Annotated in this window: 5 protein-coding genes; 4 read left to right on the forward strand and 1 reads right to left on the reverse strand. The window is 45.7% G+C overall.

Annotated elements, in window-relative coordinates; all coding sequences use genetic code 11:
* Nucleotides 1-605, reverse strand: a 605-nt coding sequence (locus ACWVCM_RS00275; protein WP_455199689.1) for a type IV pilus twitching motility protein PilT, incomplete at its 3' end; no start/stop codon positions are given.
* Nucleotides 606-861: 256 nt separating this feature from the next.
* On the opposite strand from ACWVCM_RS00275, the gene ACWVCM_RS00280 reads away from it, so the two are divergent.
* From ACWVCM_RS00280 to ACWVCM_RS00295, 4 genes are all read left to right on the forward strand, one after another.
* Complete coding sequence (locus tag ACWVCM_RS00280; protein ID WP_455199690.1) at nucleotides 862-1,548, forward strand: YggS family pyridoxal phosphate-dependent enzyme; 687 nt, start codon at nucleotides 862-864, stop codon at nucleotides 1,546-1,548.
* Between the two features lie 85 nt (nucleotides 1,549-1,633).
* Nucleotides 1,634-2,455, forward strand: coding sequence for a pyrroline-5-carboxylate reductase (proC, locus tag ACWVCM_RS00285; protein ID WP_455199691.1), 822 nt, complete (start codon nucleotides 1,634-1,636; stop codon nucleotides 2,453-2,455).
* Nucleotides 2,456-3,040 carry a YggT family protein gene (locus tag ACWVCM_RS00290; protein WP_455199692.1) on the forward strand — a complete coding sequence of 195 codons (585 nt, stop codon included), beginning with the start codon at nucleotides 2,456-2,458 and terminating at the stop codon, nucleotides 3,038-3,040.
* Entirely contained in the window at nucleotides 3,027-3,332 is a 306-nt protein-coding gene (locus tag ACWVCM_RS00295; RefSeq protein WP_455199693.1) for a DUF167 domain-containing protein, read from the forward strand. The genes ACWVCM_RS00290 and ACWVCM_RS00295 overlap by 14 nt, the downstream gene beginning before the upstream one ends.
* Nucleotides 3,333-3,615 lie beyond the last annotated feature (283 nt).

Here is a 3,615-nt window from a genome sequence, read left to right on the forward strand (position 1 = left end):
ACCAGGATGACATCCGGGTCTTCACGAAGCGCAGAGCGTAATGATTCGTTAAAGCCCAGGGTGTGTCGATGAACTTCTCGCTGGTTAACCAGGCATTTCTTGCAGGGGTGCACGAATTCTATGGGATCCTCGATAGTCAGGATATGGCCGTGTTCCGTATCATTTTTATAGTCGATCATGGCGGCCAGGGTTGTTGATTTACCCGAGCCGGTAGGACCTGTTACTAACACCATACCGCGGGGATTTTCTGAAATTTCGGCGAAAATTGGCGGACACCCGAGTTGCTCAAAACTTAAAATAGTACTGGGAATGGTCCGGAATACGGCACCGGCACCGCGTTGATGATTAAACGCATTAACACGAAAACGGGCCAGGTCCGGAATCTCAAACGAGAAATCCGTTTCCAGGAATTCTTCATAGTCCTTTCGTTGTTTATCATTCATGATGTCATAGATCAGGGAATGCACGCCCTTATGGTCCATGGGCGGCACATTGATTCGACGTATTTCACCGTCTACGCGAATCATCGGTGGTTGGCCTGCGGATAAATGTAAATCGGAGGCTGAATTTTTTACACTGAAAGCGAGCAGTTCTGATATGTCCATTGCATTCCTCTACATTAACAATCTTACTTATACATCTGTCTGTGGCGACTGCTTACGCCCAGACTACAAATGAGAATCACCCATTACACGATTAATAGCGTCTCGTCGTGTAAAATACTTTATGCTGTTGATAATAATTAGATAAATAGAGGTGAGTCGTGAATTGCGGTAATCGATTACTGCGCTGAAGCCAAGACCGCATCCTACCTGTATTTTTGTCTAACTCTAACTTATTAACATAAATAATCAGACACTGATGTCAAGAATCGCTGACAATCTGGCTAAAATTTCGCAAAGAATTCATAAGGCTGCGACTGCGGCGGGTCGCGAGGCCGATAGCGTGCGCATTCTGGCCGTGAGTAAGACTCACTCAGTGGATAAAATCAGGGAAGCGTATGCTGCTGGATTAACCAGTTTTGGAGAAAGTTATGTGCAGGAGGCCATTCAGAAAATCCTGGAATTAAATGAGCTTCCACTGGAGTGGCATTTCATCGGTCCAGTCCAGTCCAATAAGACGAAAAGCATCGCTGAGCATTTTCACTGGGTGCAAAGTATCGATCGATTAAAGATCGCCACGCGGCTCAACGAACAACGACCAGAACATCTCCCACCGCTTAATATCTGTGTTCAGGTCAATATTAGTATGGAAGCCAGCAAATCAGGAATAGTGCAGCAGGCATTGCTCGAGTTTGTCGAACAGCTGCTTGATCTGCCTCGCTTGAAATTAAGGGGTTTAATGGCCATACCGCAAAAGTGCACCGATGAACACCAGCAACGGGCGATATTTCGCGAGCTTCGTCAAATGTTCGATGACTTAAATCAACAAGGTTATCAGTTAGATACGTTATCAATGGGGATGAGCAATGACCTGGAAGCCGCCGTAATGGAAGGCTCGAGTATGGTCCGCGTGGGCACGGGTATATTTGGCGCGCGACATCGTTAATACTGCGCTGTAGACAGGAAAGATCAGCTAGAATACACACCGTTACGACACACGACGATTAGAATTGTAACCACAGGTAACCTGAATGATGAACATAGTATTTATTGGTGGAGGTAATATGGCCTCCAGTTTGGTGGGTGGATTAATTGCGGACGAATTTGATGCCAGCCACATTACTGTCGTGGAAATCGATGGCGAAAAGCGTCAACGTCTTTCGCAACGTTTCGGTGTGCAAACACAGGAAAACATTGCTGGTGTTTTAGACAAGGCAGACGTGGTGGTTTTTTGTATAAAACCACAGCAGTTTAAAGACGTTGCACAAGCGAGCGCCAGCAATATTCAAGCAGCAAAGCCACTGGTGATTTCCATTGCTGCGGGTATTCGCACCACAGATATCGCCGGTTGGCTCGGCGGATCCTTTGCCATTGTGCGTGCCATGTCTAATACACCTGCGCTGGTGCAGACTGGCGCCAGTGCATTATTTGCTAATGTTCATACATCGAACGAGCAGCGTAACCAGGCCGAATCTATTTTGAGAGCGACGGGTATTGTGGAGTGGGTCGATGACGAAGCATTGATTGATGTGGTTACCGCTTTGTCTGGCAGTGGTCCAGCCTATTTTTTCCGTATCATGGAAGGATTGGTCAAAGGCGCGGAACAATTGGGTTTATCCAAAGAAGCCGCACACTTGTTAACCATTCAAACGGCCTTAGGTGCGGCTAAAATGGCATTGGAAAGTGATGAGGATATTGCTACCTTACGTGAACAAGTTACATCACCAGGCGGTACTACAGAGCAGGGACTGAAAGTTATGAATAATAACAATATTGATCAACTATTACTGGATGTGCTGGAAGCGGCTCATCATCGAGCAATAGAACTGGCGGATCAGCTGGGGGGGCGCTAAATGGGTGGTTATGGCACGAATGCTATTGAGTTCCTGATTCATACAATCTTCGGTTTGTACCTTATCGCCGTTATGTTGCGCGTGTTATTACAGCTATCACGTGCCGATTTTTACAATCCAGTTTCGCAATTTCTGGTGAAAGTAACCAATCCGCCTTTAATTCCTCTGCGCCGAATTATTCCCGGCTTTATGGGCATTGATTTCGCAGCCATCGTGTTAATGCTGGTGATTAAGGCGGTGGAGATTTTTCTTATCGTTCTTATTAAAGGCGTGTCGATTAAAATTTCAGGACTTGTGGTGTTGTCCATCGCTGAACTTTTACGGTTATTGATCAATGTTTACTTTTTCACAATTCTGATCCAGGTGATTATTAGCTGGGTAAATCCCGGTACCTATAATCCTGCTGTTTCCCTGCTTTATTCGATTAATGAGCCCTTACTAAGCCGGGCCAGGCGCCTGATTCCACCCATATCAGGTTTTGATTTGTCGCCTATTGTAGTGATCATTTTGTTGCAACTCCTTTCCATGTTATTGATTCAACCCATTACGGATCTGGGGCAGGGCCTGGCTGTTGGCAGGTTCTAATGGCAAGCAGAGTGCTTATTACTGGAATGATGAAACCCTGATCCTGAGTATATCGGTGCAACCTGGCGCCAGTAGAAACACCCTGGTGGGTATTCATGGGCAGCACATCAAGGTTCGGCTAACCGCACCTCCCGTTGAAGGCAAAGCAAATCAATCACTTAAAAAACAGCTGGCGAAATGGTTCAAGGTTCCGGCTGCGCAAGTTTCCATCCGAACAGGGCTTACCTCAAAGCGAAAAATTGTGCATATAAAGCAACCCAGGTGCCTTCCCGACTTTATTGAAACTCCTTAACAAACAAAGACTAGCTATCGCTATCAAGCATCGCCGCTACGCGCCGAAATAATAAACTCAAGGTTGAGTATTTAGCGTGTTTTGTGAACCAAAGCACCATTCCATTGTGAATGCGTGATTATTTCTAAACTTCTATGGTCGCGGGCCGCTATTGAAACTGTAGCTCTGGGTTTTACTACGATAATTAACCACTTAGGTACTATGGGATGGCGAAGGACGAATTTTCATTACAATTACAACAGTATCATCGTTGGAAAACGGACATCATTAAAAATATAGAAAC

The sequence above is a fragment of the Kaarinaea lacus genome, from assembly GCF_975902315.1.